This window comes from Sphingopyxis sp. (assembly GCF_019459305.1).
GTDB lineage: Bacteria > Pseudomonadota > Alphaproteobacteria > Sphingomonadales > Sphingomonadaceae > Sphingopyxis.
Window position 1 is genome coordinate 1 of sequence record NZ_JAIBES010000032.1, and the last position, 21,178, is coordinate 21,178.

The window sequence follows — 21,178 nt, forward strand, 5'->3', positions numbered from 1 at the left end:
ATCAAAATCCGCGTCGCGCGCGTCAGTTCTTCCTGCTGCGCCGGGGGCAGATGGTCGACATCATTTCTCATCACCGGATTCTCGCCATCTTCTCGCCCGGTGGCAAGACCTCATTGCGGCCGATCGCTGTCGATTGACCCAAATCGGATGTAAAAAACTATGCCGAGTCGATTGCCGCAACGTTGTTGGAAAGCAAGGCGTTCGCGCGCCCACTCGGCATAGTGGGCCGCTCGGCATAATTTTGAATAACGAGCTTTCACATAGGCCTCTGTGAGCTTCTCGAAGCACGCACGATCGTCGCGCCGTTCACGGCGCCATGCGTCGACCAACCGCATGTCTATTCGCACGGCTTGGGTACGCAGAAAGCCAAGATTATGAACTTGCGGAGTCTGATAAGGCCATCGCCATAGCTGATCCACTGCTATTTGCCCTTGGCCCTCGCGAGCCCGTTCGCTGCATTTTTTATCCCTAAAATCATAAAATTCTGCCCGCATTGGCAAAAAAGTCGGATTGGATCCTGTGGGACACACAGGGACCCGAAACGCCTCTCAAACACTCAGCAAAGCTGGAATTCTAGTAAACCGTTCGGTACAGTGGGGATTAGAACGTCCCGGACAGAAAGGGTTCATCGCGGCGGCTTTAACGGACCGCCAGCCGTAACAGGAGAACAACCATGGTCCGTATCGCCGGCGCGCTTGCGCTCAGCCTCACCGCTCTGCCGCTCGCCGCGTGCGCGACACTGGGGCCGTCCGAACAGCCGGTGTCGGTGACCGGCCAGATCACCTATCGCGAGCGCATCGCGTTGCCGCCAACGGCGCAGATCGAAATCCAGCTGAGCGATGTCAGCTTGATGGATGCCCCCTCGCGCACCATCGCACAGCAAAGCTTTACCGCCGACGGCCGCCAGGTGCCTTTTGCCTTTTCACTGACCGTCGACCAGCGTCCGCTCGACCCGCGGCACAGCTATGCGGTGTCGGCGCGCATCACCGATGCATCCGGTCGGCTGATGTTCATCACCGACACACGCAATAGCGTGGCGTTCGATAGCCGGAGCCGGATCGACATGGGGACGCTGACGCTGGTGAAGACGCGCTAAGCCTATTCTCGTCATCCCGGCGAAGGCCGGGATCTCGACCTCGCTTTTTTTCGATACGGTGAGATCCCGCCTTTCGCTGGGATGACGAAGTGTGGGCGGCGCATAGCTATGCGCGCACCCTGCCGCTTGACGCTGCGCCTTCGCAGGTGCAGCAAAGCGGCTTATGGGCCCGCCTATCCAGATCTCGCAAAATCCCGACATCCGCTATCTCGGGCGGATCCTCGGTGACGTCATTCGCGCCTATGGCGGCGACAAATTGTTCCGGCAGACTGAATATATCCGCTCATCGAGCGTCGATAGGCATCGCGGGATCGCGGGGGCCGAGGCGATCGATCCCGGGCTCGATGCGCTGAGCCTGGATGACACGGTCGCGTTCGTGCGCGGGTTCATGCTGTTTTCGATGCTCGCCAATCTGGCCGAGGACCGGCAGGGGGTTGCCGCCGAGCCCGAGGCGACCGTCGCGGCGGCGATCGACAAGCTGAAGGCCGACGGGATCGATAGCGACGCGATTGCCGCGCTGCTCAGTGCCTCGCTCGTCGCGCCGGTGCTCACCGCGCACCCGACCGAGGTGCGGCGCAAATCGATGCTCGACCACAAGAACCGCATCGCCGAGCTGATGCTGCTGCGCGACAGCGGCGCCGACGAGACGCCAGAGGGCGATGTCGTCGAGGATGCGATCCGGCGGCAGATCGTGCTGCTGTGGCAGACGCGGCCGCTGCGCATGGAAAAATTGTTCGTCGCCGACGAGATCGACAATGCGCTGACCTATCTCCGCGACGTGTTCCTGCCCGTGGTGCCGAAGCTGTACGCGCGCTGGGAAACCGAGCTGGGGCAGCGTCCCGCGAGTTTCCTGCGCGTCGGCAGCTGGATCGGCGGCGACCGCGACGGCAACCCGTTCGTCACTGCCGAGACGATGGTGATGGCGACGAGACGCAATGCCGCGGCGGTGCTGGGCCATTATATCGACGCGGTGCATGGGCTGGGCGCCGAATTGTCGGTGTCGGCGAGCCTGGCCGCAGTTCCGGAAGCGGTCGAGGCGCTGGCCGAGGCGAGCGGCGACAACGCTCCGAGCCGCCGCGACGAGCCCTATCGCCGCGCGCTGTCGGGCATTTATGCGCGGCTGTGCGCGACCTATACGCAGATCGTCGGCAAGGCGCCGCCGCGGCCTTCGGCGCTGAAGGGTGACGCTTACCCGGCCCCCGCCGATTTCCGCCGCGACCTCGTTACAATCGCCAATGGCCTGTCGGCGAACAGCCAAGGGCAGTTCGGCGGGATCGGTGCGCTCGGGCGGCTGATCCGCGCGGTCGAGGTGTTCGGGTTCCACCTTGCGACGCTCGACATGCGGCAGAACAGCGCGGTGCACGAACGGGTGCTCGCCGAGCTGCTCAAGGTATCGGGCGTGTGCGCCGACTATCTGGCGCTGGACGAAGATGGTCGCGTCGCGCTGCTCACCGCCGAACTGCAAAGCGACCGGCCGCTCGCGGCGCCGTGGCACCAGTGGAGCGACGAGACTGCGGGCGAGCTGGCCATCGTCCATGCCGCCGCCGATGTGCGCGCGCGGCTGGGCGGCGATGCGATCTGTCAGTGGATCATCAGCATGGCGCAGACCCTGTCCGACCTGCTCGAGGTTCATGTGCTGGCGCGCGAAGCCGGATTGTGGCGCAGCGGCGAAGCGGCGGGACAATCGAACCTGATGGTCGTCCCCTTGTTCGAGACGATCGCCGATCTCGACAAGGCGCCGGAAATCATGCGCCGCTATTTCGCGATGCCCGAAATCGGACCGCAGGTCGGACAGCGCGGGCATCAGGAAGTGATGATCGGCTATTCGGATTCGAACAAGGACGGCGGGTATCTGACCTCGACCTGGGGATTGCATCAGGCGTCGCAGGCGCTGACCCCGGTGTTCGACGAGGCCGACAGTGCGATGCAATTGTTCCACGGCCGCGGCGGCGCGGTCGGGCGCGGCGGCGGCAGCGCCTTTGCCGCGATCCGGGCGCAGCCCGCAGGCACGGTGCAGGGGCGTATCCGCATCACCGAACAGGGCGAGGTGATCGCGGCGAAATATGGCACCGCAGCGAGCGCGGCGGCGAATCTGGAGGCGATGGTGTCGGCGAGTTTGCTCGCGAGCCTGGAGCCCGAGGCGCTGAGCGACAAGGATGCGGCGCGCTTTACCACGGCGATGGATGCGCTCTCGGACAGCGCCTTCGCGGCTTATCGCGGGCTGGTGTACGACACGCCGGCGTTCAAGGATTTTTTCCGCGCGATGACCCCGATCGCCGAGATCGCGACGCTGAAAATCGGATCGCGCCCGTCGAGCCGCACCAAGTCGAGCGCGATCGAGGATCTGCGCGCGATCCCGTGGGTGTTCAGCTGGGCGCAGGCGCGCGCGATGCTGCCCGGCTGGTACGGGACGGGCGAGGGTTTTGCGGCGTTTGGCGACAAGGCGCTGCTGGCGGACATGGCGGCGGGGTGGCCGTTCTTTGCGGCGCTGCTCGGCAATATGGAGATGGTGCTCGCGAAATCCGACATGGGGATTGCGGCGCGCTATGCCGAGCTGGCGGGGCATGTCGACGGGCATAAGGCGATCTTTGGTCGCATCCGCGACGGGTGGAACCGCGCGCATGACGGGTTGCTCGCCGTCACCGGCCAGACGCGGCTGCTCGAAAAAAACCCGGCGCTCGAGGCGTCGATCCGGCTGCGGCTGCCCTATATCGAACCGCTCAACCTGCTCCAGATTGAGCTGATGAAGCGCCACCGCGCGGAGGAGACCGACCCGCGTATTGCCGAGGGCATCCAGCTGACGATCAACGCCATTGCGACGGCGCTGCGCAATAGCGGCTGACGCGTCGCCCTCGCGAAAGCTAGGACTGCTGCCCGGTTTGCGAAGCGACGAAGATCAAGGCCTCAAGCGGCCCCCGCTTGCGCGGGGGCGACGGTGTGTCAGCTCTTCGTAATCACCACCTCGCCCTTGGCATTGGTGCCATCGGGGGCGAAGTTGATGCGGAAATCGGCGCCGTCCTTGTCCTTGCCCGCCAGCGTATCGCCGGTGCGGGTGACCTTGACGCCCTTTTTGGCGAATTCGCCCGCCATCCAGTCGGCGGCCTTGGTCGGCGCAGCGGGTGAGGTGAAGCCGAGTTTGACGGTCGCTTTGTCGACGCCATTCTTCTCGTTGGCATCGACGTCGACCGTGGTCACCTTGCTGCCGGGGTAGAGTTTGACGCCATCGATGTCGAAATCGCTTTCGATGTCGAGGTCGACGAAATCGGGGATGTCGATGTCGATCGACGCGCCCTCGCCGCCGATCTTGATATTGCCGCCGTCCTTGCCGGCCTTGATCTGGACGCCGCCATGCTCGTCGCCGGCGTTGATCGAGACTTCGGTGGCGTCCTTGGCTTTCTCGTCCGATCCGCAGGCGGCGAGGAGCATCAGCGGGGGGATCAGGAACGCGAGGCGCATGGGACATCTCCTTGGTGAGTTATATAAATAATACACCTTGGAGCTGAGCAAGTCAATCGCCCCCTCTTTCGTCATGCCGGACCTGATCCTGCACCCATGCCGCGGGCGCGGTCATGGACCCCGGATCAAGTCGCCCGGATCAAGTCGAACGCGCTAAATGGCTCGTTCGAGGGCGGCGATGAGAGAGACGCGAGCTTCATGCATCGATGCTGGTCCGCAGGTCGCCGTGCACCAACCCGCCGTCGACGGTGATCGTGTCGCCCACGACATAGTCACCCGCTTTCGACGCGAGAAAGATCGCGGCGCCGGCCATATCCTCGGGAACGCCGATGCGTTTGACCGGAATGCTCTGCGCTACCGCATCGCCATGGTCGCGCGCGGCCTTGTTCATGTCCGACTGGAAGGCGCCGGGCGCGATCGCGGTGACGAGGATATGGTCGGTAACCAGCCGCGCCGCGAGGCGCTTGGTCAGGTAGAGGATCGCCGCCTTCGATGCATGATAGCTGTAGGTTTCCCACGGATTGAGCCGCATACCGTCGATCGAGCCGATGTTGATGACTTTCGATGGGCGTTCGTGCGTCCCGCCCGCCTTGAGCAGGCCGTGGAGCGCCTGCGTCAAGAAGAAGGGCGATTTGACGTTGATGTCCATTACCTTGTCCCAGCCCGCCTCGGGGAAACCCTCGAACGGTTCGCCCCATGCCGCGCCGGCATTGTTGACGAGGATGTCGAGGCGCTCTTCGCGCGCTTCGAGTTCCTTGGCGAGTGCGCGGCAGCCTTCGACCGTCGCGAGGTCGACCGGCAGGCCGATGACCTTGCCCGGATAGCGCGTTTCGAAATCGGCGATGGCTTCCTCGATCTGCGCGGTCTTGCGCGCCGAGATGTACACGCGGGCGCAGCCTGCGGCGAGATAGCCCTCGACGATCATCTTGCCGATGCCGCGCGAGCCGCCGGTGACGAGCGCGATGCGGCCGTCGAGGCCGAACATGTCCTGAAGGTTCATTGTCTCATCCTTTTTTCCCCTCCCTTTAAGGGGAGGATTGGGGTGGGGCATGTCTGGGCTGCGCGAAGCCGCGAAACCCTCCCCGCTGCGCCCCTGATCAAGTCCGGGGCTCGCTGCCCCTCCCGCAGGCGGGAGGGGATGAAGTTTAGTAGCCGTTCATCCGGGCGACCTGGTCAATGTGATAATGCACATCGCCCATATATTCGGCGAGGGCGCGGTCGCGCTTCATATAAAGACCGATGTCATATTCGTCGGTCATGCCGATGCCGCCGTGCATCTGGACGCCTTCGCGCACCGCGAGGTTGGCGGCGCGGCCGGCCTTCGCTTTCGCGACCGACACCATCAGCTTCGCGCCCTCATTGCCCTCGTCCAGGAGCTGCTGCGCCTTCATCACCGTCGCGCGCGCAACTTCCATTTCGCCATAGAGATGCGCGGCGCGGTGCTGGAGACCCTGGAACTCGCCGATCAGCTTGCCGAACTGCTTGCGCTCCTTGAGGTAAGTGACGGTCATGTCCATCGCGCCCTGCCCGACACCGACCATTTCGGCGGCGGCGCCGGTGCGCGTCGCGGCAAGCAGTGCGTCAAGGATGTCGCCGCCGGCATCGACTTCGCCGATCACCGCGTCGGCATCGACTTCGACACCGTCGAGGGTGACATGACTGGCGAGACTGGAGTCGACGAGCCGCCGCGGATCGGCGGTGACCCCCTTGGCATCCTTCGGCACCGCGAACAGGGTGATGCCGCCGTCGGTCTTCGCCGCGACGATGCTCATGTCGGCGACATGGCCGTGGAGGACGAAGCTTTTCTTGCCGTCGAGGCGGAAGCCGTTGCCGGCGCGCGTCGCGGTGGCCGCGATGCGGTCGGGGCGATGCTTGGCGCCCTCATCGATCGCGAGCGCGATGATCGCTTCACCCGATGCGATCGCGGGGAGCCAGCGGCCCGCCTGCGTGCCGCCCGCCTTCGCGAGCGCGGCAACCGCGCCGACGCTCGTCGACAGGAAGGGCGACGGGGTCAGGTTGCGGCCGATTTCCTCGAGCACGATGCCCGCCTCCATATGCCCCATGCCGAGCCCGCCATGCGCCTCGGGAACGAGCATTCCGGGCAGGCCCATTTCGGTGAACTGCGTCCAGAGGTCGCGCGAGAAGCCGGTGGCGTCGGCGCTGTCGCGCAGTTTGCGCAGGTGCGATACCGGCGCCTGTTCGGCGACGAAGGGCGCGACGCTGTCCTTGAGCATCGCCTGGTCGTCATTGTGATACAAAGGCATGGGTCAGGCTCCGGGCAGGTCGAGGATACGCTTGGCGATGACGTTGAGCATGACTTCGCTCGTGCCGCCTTCGATCGAATTGGCCTTGGTGCGCAGCCAGCCGCGGGCACGCGCGCCGCCCTTGGTTTCTTCGCTGTCCCATTCGAGCGCTTCGCTGCCGCCGCCCGACATGACGAGTTCGTGGCGGCGCTTATTGAGTTCGGTGCCGACATATTTCATCATGTTCGACGACGCGGGATGCGCGCGGCCGGTCTTCCACATGTCCATGAAGCGTTCGCCCATCGCGCGGTACGCGAAGACATCGACGTCGAACGCCGCCATTTCGGCGCGCAGGATCGGATCGTCGAGTTCGCCTGCGGCATTCTTGCCAAAGGATTTCGCGAACGCGCCGCCGATGCTGACCATGTCGCCGCCCGCGCCGCCGCCCGAGATCATCTCGCGTTCGTGTCCCAGCAGATATTTGGCGACGTCCCAGCCGCGGTTGATCTCGCCGACATATTGCGTCTTCGGCACTTCGACGTCGTCGAAGAAGGTTTCGCAGAAGGGCGAGTTGCCCGAAATCAGCAGGATCGGCTTGGTCGTGACCCCCTTGCTCGCCATGTCGAAGAGCATGAAGGTGATGCCCTGATATTTGTTCGCCTTGTCGGTGCGGACGAGGCAGAAGATCCAGTCGGCCTGGTCGGCGTAGCTGGTCCAGATCTTCGACCCGTTGACGACCCAATGATCGCCCTTGTCCTCGCCGAACGTTTGCAGCGAGACGAGATCGCTGCCCGAACCGGGCTCCGAATAGCCCTGGCACCAGCGGATTTCGCCGCGCGCGATCGGGTTGAGGTACTGGACCTTCTGTTCCTCGGTACCGAATTGCAGCAGCGCGGGGCCGAGCATCCAGATGCCGAAGCTGTCGAGCGGCGAGCGCGCGTGGATGCGCTTCATTTCCTGTTTGAAAATCTTGGTCTGCTCGGGGGTGAGACCGGCGCCGCCATAGGCCTTGGGCCAGTCGGGGACGGTATAACCCTTGGCCGCGCAGGCTTCGAGCCACTGCTTCTGGGCGTCATTCTTGAACACCCAATTGCGCCCGCCCCAGCAGACATCGCCTTCCTCGCGGATGGGTTCGCGCATTTCGGCGGGGCAGTTTGCCTCCAGCCAGCCGCGCACTTCGGCGCGAAAAGCGTCCAGATCGCTCATGTTTCAGGCTCCTCTTCCTGCGCCAAATCTAGGAGCAGTCGCCTGCTTTACGCAAGCGTCAACTTGGGCGGCCCAACCTGCCGTTACGGCGCCGTAGCGTCCGACAGGCCGCCGTTGACGCGTTCCCTTTGGCGCCTAAGCTAAGTGGCAAAAGAAAACGGGAGAATGGGAATGCGATTCGCAGGCAAGATTGCCGTCGTCACCGGTGCCGCATCGGGAATCGGCAAAGCCACGGTTTTGAAACTGGCCAGCGAAGGCGCGCATGTCTTCGCTGCCGATATCGACGAAGCGGGCGGACGCGCGCTCGCCGAACAATCGAACGGCAAGATCGATTTTGTCCGCTGCGACGTGACCCAGCCGTCCGACATCGAAGCGCTGATGAACACAGCCGCGGCAAAGGGCGGCGGCATCGACATCGTCTTCAACAACGCCGCGGCGGGCGGTGACCGCGCCCCGATCGACGAGATCACCCCCGAAGGCTGGGACCGCACGATGGACCTGGTGCTGAAATCGGTCGCGATGGGGATCCGCTATGCGGCGCCGCACATGAAGGGTCGCAAGGGCGCGTCGATCATCAACACCGCGAGCGTCGCGGCGCTCGGCGCGGGCTATTCGCCGACCGCTTATGCCGTCGCCAAGGTTGGGGTGCTCCACCTGTCGAAGGTCGCAGCGACCGACCTCGCCCGCTATGGCATCCGCGTCAACGCGATCTGTCCGGGCTTCATCAACACCAATATCTTCACCGCGTCGCTCGACGTCCCGGACGCGATGAAGGAGCAGGCCAATGCCGTCATCGCCGGGATGAGCGCGCAGGCGCAGCCGGTGGCGCGCGGCGGCCAGCCCGATGACATCGCCAATGCGGTGGCGTTCCTGGCCAGCGACGAATCGTCGTTCATGACCGGCACCCATTTGCTGGTCGACGGCGGACTGACGATCGGCCAGCGCCACGCCTGGGATCCCGAGGCACCGGGGATGTTCGACGCGCTCGTCGCGATGGAGGAAGCGGCCAAGGCCGGAGCAGCGGCGTGACCACAGCGGCGGCGACCACCGCGGTGCCGCGCCCCGAAAAACTGCCCGTCTGGCTGAAAGCGACGCACGGCCTTGGCAGCATTGCTTACGGGGTCAAGGACAACGGCTTTTCGACCTTTCTGCTGCTGTTTTACAATCAGGTCATCGGCCTCGATGCCGGGATCGTCGGCACCGCGATCATGGTCGCGCTGATCGCCGATGCCTTTGTCGATCCGGTGATCGGCGAACTCACTGACCGCACGCGTAGCCGCTGGGGCCGCCGCCTGCCGTGGCTCTATATCGCGCCGGTACCGCTCGCGATTGCGTGGATGCTGCTGTGGCATCCCCCCGAAATGTCCGATTCGATGACGGTCGCCTGGCTGATCGGCTTTGCCATCATCGTGCGCTCACTCGTATCGTGCTGCGAGGTGCCGTCGGTCGCGATCGTCCCCGAACTCACCGCCGATTATGACGAACGCACGATCGTCATGCGCTATCGCTTCCTGTTCGGCTGGGGCGGCGGGTTGCTGATCCTGCTGCTCGCCTATGGCGTGTTTTTCGGCGGCGAAAAGGGGCTGGTCGATCCCGACGGCTATGGCCCCTATGCGCTGACCGGCGCGCTGATGATGCTGGGCGCGGTGGTGATTTCGGCGGCGGGCCAGCACCGGCGGATTGCGGTGTCGAACCTGGCCGACGTCAAGCCGGTGATGACGCTGGGGCATATCCTGCGCGACATGCGCGAGACGCTGTCGAACCGCGCGTTTCTGTGGCTGATATTTGCGGCACTGTTCGGCTTCGTCAATCAGGGCATCACCTTTTCGATGACCAATTACCTGCTCGGCTTTTTCTGGCAGCTAACGCAGGGCGAGATGATCGCTTATGTCTTCCTGCTGTTCGGATCGATGATCGCCGCCTTTTTGCTGGTCGCGCCGCTGTCGGCCCGCCTGGGCAAGCGTGATGGTGCCGTGGTCGCCGGGGCGATCGCGCTGTTCGTCAACAGCGGCATGTATTTCGCGTGGATCCAGGATGTCTTCCCCGGCCTGCCGGGCAAACCGAGCGCGGCGGTGATGTTCGCGCTGGTCTTCATCTCGAACAGCTTTTCGATCATGCTGATGATCCTGTCGTCGTCGATGATGGCCGATGTCGTCGAGGCGTCGCAGAGCGAGACCGGGCGGCGGTCCGAAGGGCTGTTCTTTGCCGGATATTTCTTCATGCAGAAATGCGCGACCGGCGTCGGCATCTTCATCGCCGGGTTGATCTTGTCGTTCGCTGCCTTTCCCGCTGCGGCCAAGCCGGGGGAAATCAGCAACACGATCCTCGGCAATCTGGCGCTGGGTTATATGGTCGCGGTGCTCGTCATCGGTATCCTGGGCCTGATCGTGATGCGGCGTTTTCCGATCTCGCGCGCCGATCATGAAGCGCGGATTGCCATCTTGGGCGGTGCGGCGCGCGCCGATCCCGACGCCAGCGGTGCGCATCCGTAACGGAAAATGTCAGTTGACGACGGAATGAGGTAATAATCGGCCCGCAGGGGTTGGCAAAGCGGGACGAATCGGTCCAAAGGCTTACGCGAACGTAAACGGAAAGGATGCTTAGATGGATTTCGATCTCACCGACCGGCAGACTCATTGGCGCGACCGGGTGCGCGAATTCATCGAGCGCAAGGTGCGCCCGGCGGTCCCGACGTACAAGGAACAGGACAAGGCGGGCGACCGCTGGAAGGTCATTCCGATCGTCGAGGAACTGAAGGCCGAGGCGAAGGCCGCGGGCATCTGGAACCTGTTCATGCCGCCCAAGTCGGCGGCGCATCATCATGTCGACGAAACGATTGAATTCGAAGGCCCGGGCCTGACCAACCTCGAATATGCGCTGTGCGCCGAGGAAATGGGGCGCATCGGTTTTGCCAGCGAAGTGTTCAACTGCTCGGCCCCCGACACCGGCAATATGGAAGTGTTCCACCGTTACGGAACGCGCGCCCAGAAAGAGAAATATCTGCTGCCGCTGATGAACGGCGAAATCCGCTCGGCGTTCCTGATGACCGAGCCTGCGGTGGCGTCGTCCGACGCCACGAACGTCGAATGCCGCATCGAACGCGACGGTGACGATTATATCATCAACGGCACCAAATGGTGGTCGTCGGGCGCGGGCGATCCGCGCTGCAAAATCGCGATCGTGATGGGCAAGACCGATTTCAATGCCAAGCGCCACGCGCAGCAGTCGATGGTGCTGATGCCGCTCGACGCGCCGGGGGTGACAATCCTGCGCCACCTGCCCGTGTTCGGCTATGACGACGCGCCGCACGGCCATATGGAGATCGAGCTGAAGGACGTCCGCGTCAACGCCGAGGAAGCGATGCTGCTGGGCGAAGGCCGCGGATTCGAGATCGCGCAGGGGCGCCTCGGCCCGGGCCGCATCCACCACTGCATGCGCACCATCGGCACCGCCGAGGAAGCGATCGCCAAGATGGCAAAGCGCCTGCAATCGCGCGTCGCCTTCGGCAAGACGATCGCCGAATACAGCATCTGGGAACATCGTCTGGCACGCGCGCGCATCGACATCGAGATGACCCGCCTGCTCTGCCTCAAGGCCGCCGACATGATGGACAAGGTCGGCAACAAGGCCGCCGCTGCCGAGATCGCGATGATCAAGGTGCAGGCGCCGAACATGGCGCTGAAGATCATCGACGACGCGATCCAGGCGCATGGCGCCGCGGGCGTGTCCGAAGATTTCGGTCTCGCCAACGCCTATGCGCACCAGCGCACGCTCCGCCTCGCCGACGGTCCCGACGAGGTCCATGAACGCGCGATCGCGCGGATCGAATTCGCCAAGCACAGCGCGGCGAGCGACCCGGGCTTTTCGTCGGGCGACATCGGGGTGTCACGCTAAAGGATAATCCGTTCGTGCTGAGCTTGTCGAAGCACCGTCCTTCTTCACCACGGAAAACAAGGACGCTTCGACAGGCTCAGGGCAAACGGCGAGAGAGGGTAGTTTAAATGACCAAAGCCGCGATTCTGATCGAACCCGGGCAGCCGCTGTCGATCGAGACGGTGCAGATCGCCGATTGCGGTCCGCACGAGGTGCGCATCCGCACCGCCGCCTGCGGGCTGTGCCATTCGGACCTGCATTTCATCGACGGCGCCTATCCGCACCCCCTGCCCGCGATCCCCGGCCATGAAGCCGCCGGCATCGTCGAGGCGGTCGGCAGCGAAGTGCGCACGGTCAAGGTCGGCGACGCGGTCGTTACCTGTCTTTCGGCCTTCTGCGGTCATTGTGAGTATTGCGTCAGCGGCCGCATGTCGCTGTGCATGGGCGGCGATACCCGCCGCGCCGCCGGTTCGGCGCCGCGCATCACGCGCCCCGACGGCAGTCTGGTCAACCAGATGCTCAACCTGTCGGCCTTTGCCGAAACGATGCTCGTCCACGAGCATGCGTGCGTCGCGATCGATCCCGACATGCCGCTCGACCGCGCCGCGGTGATCGGCTGCGCGGTGACCACCGGCGCGGGAACGATCTTCAACGCGTGCAAGGTGACCCCGGGCGAGACCGTCGCGGTCGTCGGCTGCGGCGGGGTCGGGCTGGCCACGATCAACGCCGCGAAGATCGCGGGCGCAGGGCGGATCATCGCCGCCGACCCGGTTCCCGAAAAGCGCGCGCTGGCGATGAAGCTGGGCGCGACCGACGTCGTCGACGCGATGGACGGCGATGCCGCCAAGCAGATCCTCGAGCTCAGCAAGGGCGGGGTCGATCATGCGATCGAAGCCGTCGGGCGTCCGGCCTCGGCCGCACTCGCGGTCGCGTCGCTGCGCCGCGGCGGCACCGCGACGATCCTGGGCATGATGCCTTTGTCGGAAAAAGTCGGCCTGTCGGCGATGGATCTGCTCTCGGGCAAGAAGCTGCAGGGTGCGATCATGGGCGGCAACCGCTTCCCCGTCGATATCCCGCGGCTGGTCGATTTCTACCTGCGCGGGCTGCTCGACCTCGACAGCATCGTCGCCGAAACGATCCCGCTGGAGCGGATCAACGAAGGCTTCGACAAGATGAAGAAAGGCGACGCCGCTCGGTCGGTGATCGTTTTCGATCAATGACGCTCGACGCGCAAAAGGCCTTCAGCGGTACGGTTGCGCCCGAGGGCGCCGATGTGCTCGACGAAGCGAAGCTGACCGCGTGGATGGAGGCCAATGTCGAGGGATTTGAAGGTCCGCTGACCCAGCATAAATTCGCCGGCGGCCAGTCGAACCCGACGTACAAGATTTCGGCGCCGTCGGGCAATTATGTCCTGCGCCGCAAACCCTATGGCCCGCTCCTCCCCTCGGCGCATGCAGTTGATCGCGAGTATAAGGTCCAGTCGGGGCTCCATAAAATGGGCTTCCCCGTCGCGCGCCAATATGGGCTGTGCACCGACGACAGCGTCACCGGCAGCTGGTTTTACGTCATGGCGATGGTCGATGGCCACACGATCTGGGACGGCGCAATGCCGGGATCGACCCCGGAAAACCGCCGCGCGACCTATGAAGCGATGATCGACACGCTCGCCGCGCTGCACAAGGTCGATGTCGAGGCGGCGGGGCTGTCCGATTATGGCAAGCCGGGCAATTATTTCGGCCGCCAGGTCGACCGCTGGACCAAGCAATATCGCCTCGCCGAGACCGAGACGATGGACGAGATGGAGCAGCTGATCACGTTCCTGCCCGCGAGCCTGCCCGAGCAGACGCGCACCAGCGTCGTCCACGGCGACTACCGCATCGACAATATGATCTTTGCCAAGGATCGGCCCGAGGTTCTGGCGGTGCTCGATTGGGAGCTGTCGACGCTCGGCGACCCGCTCGCCGATTTCACCTATGTCGCGATGGCGTGGGTCACCGAAAATGGCGGGCGTTCGGGGGTGATGGACCTCGACCGGCAGGCGCTCGGCATTCCCGAACTCGACGAGATGGTCGAACGCTATTGCGCCGCCACCGACCGCACCGGGGTGCCCGACATGAACTGGTATTTCGCCTATAATTTCTTCCGCCTCGCCGGGATCATTCAGGGGATCAAGAAGCGCGTGATCGAAGGCACCGCTTCATCGCAGCACGCCAAGGATATGTCCGAACGCGTCCGTCCGCTGGCCGAGCGGGCGTGGGACTTTGCACGAAAGGCCGGCGCATGAGCCTGTTCGATATGACGGGGCAAGTCGCGCTGATCACCGGATCGTCGCGCGGCATTGGCAAGGCGACCGCGGAAGCGATGGCCGAACAGGGCGCCAAGGTCGTGATCTCGAGCCGCAAGCAGGACGCCTGCGATGCCACCGCCGCCGAGATCAACGCGAAGCTCGGCGAAGGCACGGCGATCGCGGTCGCGGCGAACATTTCGTCGAAGGATGACCTCCAGAACCTCGTCAACGAGACACGCGCCGCCTTTGGCAAGATCACCGCGCTGGTCTGCAACGCGGCGTCGAACCCCTATTATGGTCCCGGGCTGGGGATCAGCGACGACCAGTTCCGCAAGATCATGGACAATAATATCCTGTCCAACCACTGGCTGATCACGATGGTGGCGCCCGAGATGCTCGAACGCGGCGAAGGGTCGATTACCATCATCAGTTCGGTCGGCGGGCTGAAAGGATCGCCGGTCATCGGCGCTTACGGGATTTCGAAGGCCGCCGACATGCAGGTGGCGCGCAATTTTGCGGTCGAATTCGGCGCGCAAGGGGTCCGCGTCAACTGTATCGCCCCCGGGCTGGTCCGCACCGACATGGCCCGCGCACTGTGGGAAAATCCCGAGACGTTGAAACGAGCGACCGCCATGGCCTGTCTGCGCCGGATCGGCGAACCGCCGGAAATCGCCGGGGCCGCCGTCTTCCTCGCCAGCCGCGCGGGGGCATTCACCACCGGCCAGACCATCGTGTGCGATGGCGGTGCCACGATTTCAGGAGGCGCATGATGGGCGCGTTGGACGGCAAGATTGCGATCATTACGGGTGCCGGTTCGGGCATCGGCCGCGCCAGCGCGCTGCGCTTTGCCGCCGAAGGCGCGAAGCTGGTGCTCGGCGACAAGACGGCGGCGGTGCATGAGACCGCCCAGCTGGTGAAGGATGCCGGGGGCGAAGCGGTCGGACTGGAAATCGATGCGGGCGTCGAGGCCGACGTCGCCAAGCTCGTTGCGACCGCAAAAGACACTTATGGCGCGCTCGACATCGCCTTTGCCAACGCCGGGATCATCGGCGACATGGGCGGCATTTTCGATTTCGATCCGGTCGCCTGGGCGGAGACCTTGCGCGTCAATCTGATCGGCCCGGCGCTGATGGTGAAGCATGCCGGAAAAGCGATGGTCGATCAGGGCCGCGGCGGCGCGATCGTGCTGACCGCGAGCGTCGCGGGATTGAATTCGGGCGCGGGTCCGGGCGCCTATTCGGCGTCGAAGGCGGGGGTCATCAACCTCGCCAAGACCGCGGCGCAGCAGCTGACCACCAGCGGCGTGCGCGTCAACGCGATCTGCCCCGGACTGACCGAGACAGGCATGACCAAGCCGACCTTCGACTATGCCAAGGCCAAAGAGGTCACCCACAAGCTCGGCCAGCTCAATCCCCTGAAGCGCGCCGCGCAGCCCGAGGAGCTCGCCAATGTCGCGCTGTTCCTTGCCAGCGACCAGGCGAGCTATGTCAACGGGCAGGCGATCGCGGTTGACGGCGGGCTCACCAGTTCGCATCCCGTGACGCGCCAGCTGCTTGGCCAGACTTCGCATTGATAGGATAGATATGGGTCACGGTTTCGATACGGCGCGGCTGGACCGCATTCCCGCCTTTCTCGAGGCCAAATATGTCGGCACCGGCCGCCTGCCGCACGCCGCGACCCTGGTGTCGCGGCGCGGCGAGATCGCGCATTTGTCGTGCGTCGGCGAAGCGCGGCCCGGCGCGGCGCTGACCGAGGACGCGATTTTCCGCATCGCCAGCATGACCAAGCCGATCACCAGCATCGCCTTCATGATGCTGGTCGAAGAAGGCAAGGTTGCGCTGAGCGACCCACTGGTGAAGTTCTGCCCCGAGTTCAAGGACACCGGCGTGTTTGTGGCAGGCGGCGGCAACGTGCCGTTCCTGACCCGGCCGCCGGCGCAGCCGATCCGCATGGTCGACCTGCTGCGCCACACGTCGGGGCTGACCTATGGCTTTCAGGAGCGCACCCCGGTCGATGCGGCGTACCGCAAGGCGCGGATCGACGATTTCGATGCCGATTATACGATGGACAGCTTCATCGAAGGGCTCGCCAAAATCCCGTTGCAGTTCGACCCCGGCGCGCACTGGAATTATTCGATGGCGACCGATGTCCTCGGCGCGGTGGTCGAACGGATCGAGGGCAAGCCCTTGGGGCAGGTGCTGCAGGAGCGCATCTTTGGTCCGCTCGGCATGGTCGACACCGGGTTCAGGGTGCCCGCCGACCAGCAGCACCGGCTGACCGACTGCTATGCATTCGATCCGCAGGCGAAGATGAAACCCTTCGACAGCGGTGACAAGAGCCGCTGGGCCAAGGACCGCAGCTTTCATTCGGGCGGCGGCGGGCTGGTTTCGACCCTCGCCGACTATCACCGCTTCTGCCTGATGCTGCTCGGCGGCGGCGCGCTCGATGGCACGCGCATCATCAGCCGCAAGACGCTGGCGCTGATGACCGCCAACCACCTCGTCGGCGGCGGCGACCTGGTTCAGCACAGCGTCGGCATCTTTTCGGAAGCCGAGAACGCTGGGGTCGGCTTCGGCCTTGGCTTTGCGGTGAACGAAAGCCCGGCGCAGACGATGACCCCCGGGTCGGTCGGCGACTATTATTGGGGCGGCATGTTTTCAACCGGCTTCTTCGTCGATCCGGTCGAAGAAATCTGCATGGTGTTCATGACCCAGCTGATGCCCTCTTCCACCTATCCCGTGCGGCGCGAGGTCAAGACGCTCGTCCACGCCGCGATCAATGATTGAACCAACAGGAGCCTGAAATGTCCGAAGAAACCCCCACCTCCGTCACGATGGAAAAGGATGGCGATGTCGCCGTCATCATCGTCAACAATCCCCCCGTCAACGCGCTGAGCTGGCACGTCCGGCAGGGGCTGGAGGATAATTTCTCCGCTGCGCTGAGCGACGACAGCGTCAAGGCCATCGTGCTGCGCTGCGCCGGGACGACCTTTATCGCCGGCGCCGACATCAGCGAATTCGGCAAGCCGCCGCGCGGTCCCGATTTCAACGCGGTGCTCAACAGCATCGAAGCCGCTTCGAAGCCCGTTGTCGCCGCGATCCATGGCACCGCGCTCGGCGGCGGCCTGGAAACCGCGCTCGTCTGTCATTATCGTATTGCCGTGCCGTCGGCGAAGCTCGGCGTGCCCGAGGTCAAGCTTGGCCTGCTGCCCGGCGCGGGCGGCACCCAGCGCCTGCCGCGCGTTGTCGGGGTCGAAGCCGCGGCGACGATGACCTCAACCGGCGATCCGTTGCCCGCTGCGAAAGCCAAAGAACTCGGCCTCGTCGACGAACTCGCGGGCGAGGACAGCCTCGCCGCCGACGCGATCGCCTTTGCACGCGCCAAGATCGCCGATGGCCCGCGCCCCACGCGCGAGCGCCCGGTGTTCGGCGATATTGCGGTGATCGAACAGCTCAAGACCGCCAACGCCAAGCGCTGGCGCGGGTTCGAGGCGCCCTATGCCAACCTCGCCTGCGTCGAAGCTGCGACGCGCCTGCCATTCGACGAAGGCCTCGCCTTCGAGCGTGAGCAGTTCATGAAACTGATGTTCGGCAGCCAGTCGGCCGCGCAGCGCCATATCTTCTTTGCCGAACGTCAGGCGGCAAAGATCGACGGCCTGCCCAAGGACACCCAGTTGCGCGACATCAAGAAGGTCGGTGTCATCGGCGCCGGCACGATGGGCGGCGGGATTTCGATGAACTTCCTGCAGAAGGGCATCCCGGTGACGATCGTCGAGATGGAGCAGGAAGCGCTCGACCGCGGCGTCGGGGTGATCCGCAAGAATTACGACGCGTCGGCCGCCAAGGGGCGCTTCAAGCCCGAACAGGTCGAGCAGATGATGGGCATCCTGACCCCGACGCTCAACCTCGACGATCTCGCCGACTGCGACCTGATCATCGAAGCCGTGTATGAGAATATGGACGTCAAGAAGGACATCTTTGGCAAGCTCGACAAAATCGCCAAGCCCGGCGCGATCCTGGCCTCGAACACCAGCTATCTCGACGTCGATGAAATCGCGACCGCGACGAACCGCCCCGGCGACGTGCTGGGCATGCACTTCTTCTCGCCCGCCAACGTCATGAAGCTGCTCGAGGTTGTGCGCGGCGAAAAGACGGCGCCCGACGCGCTGGCGACGGCGATGGCAATCGGCAAGAAGATCGGCAAGGTCGCGGTGGTCGCGGGTGTATGCGACGGCTTTATCGGCAACCGCATGCTCAAGCCGCGCCAGATCGAGGCGATGAACCTGCTGATGGAAGGCGCCACCCCGGCGCAGGTCGACAAGGTCCATGTCGAATTCGGCATGCCGATGGGGCCGTTCCAGATGAGCGACCTGGCCGGGGTCGACATTGGCTGGCACCGCGACCCCAACCGCATCGAAAGCATCCGCGACGCGCTGTGCGCCGAGGGCCGCTGGGGCCAGAAAAAACAGGCAGGCTTTTACGATTATGACGACAAGCGCCAGCCGTCGGAAAGCGCGCGGGTTGCCGAGCTGATCGAAGAGTTCCGCACCAAGGCCGGGACGCAAAAGCGCGAGATCACCGATCAGGAAATCATCGAACGCACCTTGTATCCGATGGTCAACGAAGGCGCGCTGATCCTGGCAGAAGGCAAGGCGCAGCGCGCGTCGGACATCGATGTCGTGTGGATCTATGGCTATGGCTGGCCGGTCTATCGCGGCGGCCCGATGTTCTGGGCCGGGCTGGAAGGCACCGACAAGATCGTCGCAGCACTGGAGAAGCACGGGTTCGAGATCGCGCCCCTGCTCCAGGAAAAGGCCGAGGCGAAGAGCGGCTTCTAATCTCGCTTTCGATTACGATCAGCAGGCCGTCTGTCCCACCGCGGGGCAGGCGGCCTTTGCTTTGGCCTGCCGTCACCGCGGGTGCGCGCAAATAGTTGCGATTCAGGGTTAAAGCGCTGGCAACACCTGCCGTTACGGCAGAGCATGATTGCCATGTCGTTTTTCGCCCTGTTGCTGCTCACCGGCAGCGTCCCGGTGACCGCTCCGGCGGCGGCGCCACCTGCAAGCGCGGTCGCTATTGCCCGCGCGCGCATATTGGCGCCCGCCGAGGTGCGACGCGTCGATGGCCGGATCGAAGTGCGAACCGGCGAGCGCCGCGCCCCGACCCAGGTGCATCGGGGCGAGCGCCGCGATGGGGGCGAGACGGCGGATTTTTACTGAAATAGCGTCACCCCCGCGAAGGCGGGGCGCGCTGGCAGGTTTGCGCTACGCCGATAGCGGCACCCGCCTTCGCGGGCGCGACGCTTATTTTTGCAACGTCTGGATAATCGCCGAAAAGTCGCGGCCATCCTGATCTGCCGCAACAAACGCCTCATACAGCTCGCGCGCCTTCGCGCCCATCGGCACATCCGCATCGACGCTCGCTGCCGCTTCCATCGCCAGACGCAGATCCTTGAGCATCAGCGCCGCGGCGAACCCTCCCTTGTAATCATTGTCGGCGGGGGTCGTCGGACCGACGCCGGGAAGCGGCGCGTAACTGGTCAGTGACCAGCACTGCCCCGACGACACGCTGGCGATGTCGAAGAATTTCTGCGGATCGAGCCCGAGTTTGAGCGCGAGCGCGAGCGTCTCGCAGGTCGCGACCATCGAGGCGCCAAGCAGCATGTTGTTGCAGATTTTCGCCGCCTGCCCCGCGCCCGCGTCGCCGGCGTGAATCACTGCCTTGCCCATCTGGGCGAGGATCGGCTGCGCGCGTTCAAAGCCTTCCTCGGTGCCGCCGACCATGAAGGTCAGCGTGCCGGCGTTGGCAGCGGCAATGCCGCCCGACACCGGCGCGTCAACCGCGACGAGGCCGTTGACGGTCGCGGCGTCGATATTCGACCGCGCGGTCGCGACGTCGATCGTCGAGCAATCGAGCAGCAAGGTTCCGGGTGCAGCGTTCGGGAACACGTCACTTTCATAGACCGAGGCGACATGCTTGCCCGCGGGCAGCATGGTCACGACGGCCTCGGCGCCGGTGACGGCTTCCGCGGCGGAGGCTGCGCGCAGGCACCCCGCCTCAACGGCGCGCGCGAGCGCCTCTTCGCTCAGGTCGAAAGCACGCACCTCATGCCCCGCCTTGGCAAGGTTCGCGGCCATCCCGCCGCCCATATTACCGAGTCCGATGAATGCGATTTTCATGTCAGCGCCCCTTCCAAACGCCTTCGCGTTTCTCGATGAAAGCAGCCATGCCTTCGGCTTTGTCCTCGGTTGCGGCCAGGATCTGGAACAGGCGGCGTTCGTAGATCAGCCCCTGGTCGAGGGTGGTTTCGAACGCGGCGTTGACCATGTCCTTGTTCACCATCGCGGCCATCGGCGGCATCGCGGCGATCGTGGTCGCGGTTTTTATGGCTTCGTCCACCAACGACTCATGCGCAACGACGCGCGCGACGAGGCCCGAGCGTTCGGCCTCGGCGGCATCCATCATCCGCCCGGTCAGGCACATTTCCATCGCCTTCGCCTTGCCGATCGCGCGGGTCAGCCGCTGCGATCCCCCCATGCCGGGGGCGACGCCGAGCTTGATTTCGGGTTGGCCGAATTTCGCCTTGTCCGACGCGATGATGAAGTCGGCCATCATCGCCAGCTCGCAGCCACCGCCGAGCGAGAAGCCGTTGACCGCGGCAATCCACGGCTTACGGATTTTCTTCACGAAATCGCTCGTCCATTTCGAGAAGAAATCTTCGAGGTAGAAATCGGACGCGGGCTTGTCGGCCATTTCCTTGATATCGGCGCCCGCGGCGAAAGCCTTGTCGCCCGAGCCGGTGAGGACAGCGCAGCGCTGGCCGGGATCGGCCTCGAAGGCGGCGAAGGCGGCGATCAGGTCGTCGAGCACCTTTGAATTGAGCGCGTTCAGCGCCTGCGGGCGGTTGAGCGTCACGAGCGTGACGGCGCCGCGCTGTTCAACGAGGAGGGTTTCGTAGGTCATTCCAATGATCTCCTGAAAATCGTCATGCCGGACTTGATCCGGCATCCATTCCGAC

At 64.4% G+C, this 21,178-nt stretch carries 18 protein-coding genes and 1 pseudogene; 12 read left to right on the forward strand and 7 right to left on the reverse strand.

From position 1 onward, the window contains the following. Positions 1-239: 239 nt before the first annotated feature. Positions 240-395: pseudogene (locus K0M74_RS03365) on the reverse strand (nucleotidyltransferase); the annotation flags it as partial. A 278-nt stretch (positions 396-673) separates the two neighbouring features. Between K0M74_RS03365 and K0M74_RS03370 the strand changes: the two are divergent. Together K0M74_RS03370 and ppc are read left to right on the forward strand one after the other, a co-directional pair. Then, positions 674-1,096, forward strand: coding sequence for a YbaY family lipoprotein (locus tag K0M74_RS03370; protein WP_293967988.1), 423 nt, complete (start codon positions 674-676; stop codon positions 1,094-1,096). A 163-nt stretch (positions 1,097-1,259) separates the two neighbouring features. Next, positions 1,260-3,938 carry a phosphoenolpyruvate carboxylase gene (gene ppc, locus K0M74_RS03375; protein WP_293967990.1) on the forward strand — a complete coding sequence of 893 codons (2,679 nt, stop codon included), beginning with the start codon at positions 1,260-1,262 and terminating at the stop codon, positions 3,936-3,938. 98 nt (positions 3,939-4,036) lie between these two features. Here ppc and K0M74_RS03380 read toward each other — a convergent pair whose 3' ends face one another. The 4 genes from K0M74_RS03380 to K0M74_RS03395 form a co-directional block, all read right to left on the reverse strand. Continuing rightward, positions 4,037-4,552 (reverse strand): hypothetical protein, encoded by a 516-nt coding sequence (locus K0M74_RS03380; RefSeq protein WP_293967993.1) that lies wholly within the window; start codon positions 4,550-4,552, stop codon positions 4,037-4,039. 196 nt (positions 4,553-4,748) lie between these two features. After that, the gene (locus K0M74_RS03385) at positions 4,749-5,552 is read right to left on the reverse strand and encodes an SDR family oxidoreductase (protein WP_293967996.1); all 804 of its coding nucleotides are present in this window, start codon (positions 5,550-5,552) and stop codon (positions 4,749-4,751) included. A 145-nt stretch (positions 5,553-5,697) separates the two neighbouring features. After that, positions 5,698-6,816, reverse strand: a complete 1,119-nt coding sequence (locus tag K0M74_RS03390; RefSeq protein WP_293967998.1) for an acyl-CoA dehydrogenase family protein — start codon at positions 6,814-6,816, stop codon at positions 5,698-5,700. Between the two features lie 3 nt (positions 6,817-6,819). Then, on the reverse strand, positions 6,820-8,001 hold the full coding sequence (locus K0M74_RS03395) for an acyl-CoA dehydrogenase family protein (protein ID WP_293968001.1): 1,182 nt from the start codon (positions 7,999-8,001) through the stop codon (positions 6,820-6,822). A 171-nt stretch (positions 8,002-8,172) separates the two neighbouring features. Between K0M74_RS03395 and K0M74_RS03400 the strand changes: the two genes are divergently transcribed. From K0M74_RS03400 to K0M74_RS03445, 10 genes are all read left to right on the forward strand, one after another. Then, complete coding sequence (locus K0M74_RS03400) at positions 8,173-9,030, forward strand: SDR family NAD(P)-dependent oxidoreductase (RefSeq protein WP_088444044.1); 858 nt, start codon at positions 8,173-8,175, stop codon at positions 9,028-9,030. Next, complete coding sequence (locus K0M74_RS03405; protein WP_293968005.1) at positions 9,027-10,493, forward strand: MFS transporter; 1,467 nt, start codon at positions 9,027-9,029, stop codon at positions 10,491-10,493. The genes K0M74_RS03400 and K0M74_RS03405 overlap by 4 nt, the downstream gene beginning before the upstream one ends. Before the next feature lie 112 nt (positions 10,494-10,605). Further along, positions 10,606-11,895: an acyl-CoA dehydrogenase family protein gene (locus tag K0M74_RS03410; protein WP_293968008.1), complete on the forward strand. Its 1,290-nt coding sequence runs from the start codon at positions 10,606-10,608 to the stop codon at positions 11,893-11,895. A gap of 107 nt (positions 11,896-12,002) precedes the next feature. Next, on the forward strand, positions 12,003-13,094 hold the full coding sequence (locus tag K0M74_RS03415) for a Zn-dependent alcohol dehydrogenase (protein ID WP_293968011.1): 1,092 nt from the start codon (positions 12,003-12,005) through the stop codon (positions 13,092-13,094). Beyond that, positions 13,091-14,158 carry a phosphotransferase family protein gene (locus tag K0M74_RS03420; RefSeq protein ID WP_293968013.1) on the forward strand — a complete coding sequence of 356 codons (1,068 nt, stop codon included), beginning with the start codon at positions 13,091-13,093 and terminating at the stop codon, positions 14,156-14,158. Before K0M74_RS03415 ends, K0M74_RS03420 begins: the two co-directional genes overlap by 4 nt. Then, complete coding sequence (locus tag K0M74_RS03425) at positions 14,155-14,931, forward strand: SDR family NAD(P)-dependent oxidoreductase (protein WP_293968015.1); 777 nt, start codon at positions 14,155-14,157, stop codon at positions 14,929-14,931. Before K0M74_RS03420 ends, K0M74_RS03425 begins: the two co-directional genes overlap by 4 nt. After that, positions 14,931-15,734 (forward strand): SDR family NAD(P)-dependent oxidoreductase, encoded by an 804-nt coding sequence (locus K0M74_RS03430; protein ID WP_293968049.1) that lies wholly within the window; start codon positions 14,931-14,933, stop codon positions 15,732-15,734. The genes K0M74_RS03425 and K0M74_RS03430 overlap by 1 nt, the downstream gene beginning before the upstream one ends. A gap of 10 nt (positions 15,735-15,744) precedes the next feature. After that, complete coding sequence (locus K0M74_RS03435; RefSeq protein WP_293968017.1) at positions 15,745-16,947, forward strand: serine hydrolase; 1,203 nt, start codon at positions 15,745-15,747, stop codon at positions 16,945-16,947. Between the two features lie 17 nt (positions 16,948-16,964). Continuing rightward, positions 16,965-18,998, forward strand: a complete 2,034-nt coding sequence (locus tag K0M74_RS03440) for a 3-hydroxyacyl-CoA dehydrogenase NAD-binding domain-containing protein (RefSeq protein WP_293968019.1) — start codon at positions 16,965-16,967, stop codon at positions 18,996-18,998. 153 nt (positions 18,999-19,151) lie between these two features. Next, the gene (locus tag K0M74_RS03445) at positions 19,152-19,379 is read left to right on the forward strand and encodes a hypothetical protein (protein ID WP_293968021.1); all 228 of its coding nucleotides are present in this window, start codon (positions 19,152-19,154) and stop codon (positions 19,377-19,379) included. An 84-nt stretch (positions 19,380-19,463) separates the two neighbouring features. Here the strand turns inward: K0M74_RS03445 and mmsB are convergent, their stop codons facing one another. Together mmsB and K0M74_RS03455 are read right to left on the reverse strand one after the other, a co-directional pair. Then, complete coding sequence (gene mmsB, locus K0M74_RS03450; RefSeq protein WP_366932629.1) at positions 19,464-20,339, reverse strand: 3-hydroxyisobutyrate dehydrogenase; 876 nt, start codon at positions 20,337-20,339, stop codon at positions 19,464-19,466. A gap of 1 nt (position 20,340) precedes the next feature. Further along, positions 20,341-21,123, reverse strand: coding sequence for an enoyl-CoA hydratase-related protein (locus tag K0M74_RS03455; RefSeq protein WP_293968023.1), 783 nt, complete (start codon positions 21,121-21,123; stop codon positions 20,341-20,343). Between the last annotated feature and the right edge of the window lie 55 nt (positions 21,124-21,178).